Annotated in this window: 1 protein-coding gene; it reads left to right on the forward strand. The window is 59.1% G+C overall.

Translation table 11 applies throughout. The features are described 5' to 3' along the window. The first annotated feature begins 95 nt into the window (after positions 1-95). Positions 96-911, forward strand: coding sequence for a sulfonamide-resistant dihydropteroate synthase Sul2 (gene sul2 / locus HX129_RS17705; RefSeq protein ID WP_001043260.1), 816 nt, complete (start codon positions 96-98; stop codon positions 909-911). Positions 912-988: the final 77 nt, after the last annotated feature.

The following is a 988-nucleotide window of genomic DNA, read 5'->3' on the forward strand; positions in this document are numbered from 1 at the left end:
GATCACCGCAAACAGGTTACTCGCCTGGGGATTCCCTTTCGACCCGAGCATCCGTATGAGACTCATGCTCGATTATTATTATTATAGAAGCCCCCATGAATAAATCGCTCATCATTTTCGGCATCGTCAACATAACCTCGGACAGTTTCTCCGATGGAGGCCGGTATCTGGCGCCAGACGCAGCCATTGCGCAGGCGCGTAAGCTGATGGCCGAGGGGGCAGATGTGATCGACCTCGGTCCGGCATCCAGCAATCCCGACGCCGCGCCTGTTTCGTCCGACACAGAAATCGCGCGTATCGCGCCGGTGCTGGACGCGCTCAAGGCAGATGGCATTCCCGTCTCGCTCGACAGTTATCAACCCGCGACGCAAGCCTATGCCTTGTCGCGTGGTGTGGCCTATCTCAATGATATTCGCGGTTTTCCAGACGCTGCGTTCTATCCGCAATTGGCGAAATCATCTGCCAAACTCGTCGTTATGCATTCGGTGCAAGACGGGCAGGCAGATCGGCGCGAGGCACCCGCTGGCGACATCATGGATCACATTGCGGCGTTCTTTGACGCGCGCATCGCGGCGCTGACGGGTGCCGGTATCAAACGCAACCGCCTTGTCCTTGATCCCGGCATGGGGTTTTTTCTGGGGGCTGCTCCCGAAACCTCGCTCTCGGTGCTGGCGCGGTTCGATGAATTGCGGCTGCGCTTCGATTTGCCGGTGCTTCTGTCTGTTTCGCGCAAATCCTTTCTGCGCGCGCTCACAGGCCGTGGTCCGGGGGATGTCGGGGCCGCGACACTCGCTGCAGAGCTTGCCGCCGCCGCAGGTGGAGCTGACTTCATCCGCACACACGAGCCGCGCCCCTTGCGCGACGGGCTGGCGGTATTGGCGGCGCTGAAAGAAACCGCAAGAATTCGTTAACTGCACATTCGGGATATTTCTCTATATTCGCGGTTCAGCAGGCATGTCCCCTTTGAGGGCGACCCGACGACAGGATA

This window comes from Acinetobacter sp. 251-1, from assembly GCF_030329305.1.
GTDB lineage: Bacteria > Pseudomonadota > Gammaproteobacteria > Pseudomonadales > Moraxellaceae > Acinetobacter > Acinetobacter piscicola_A.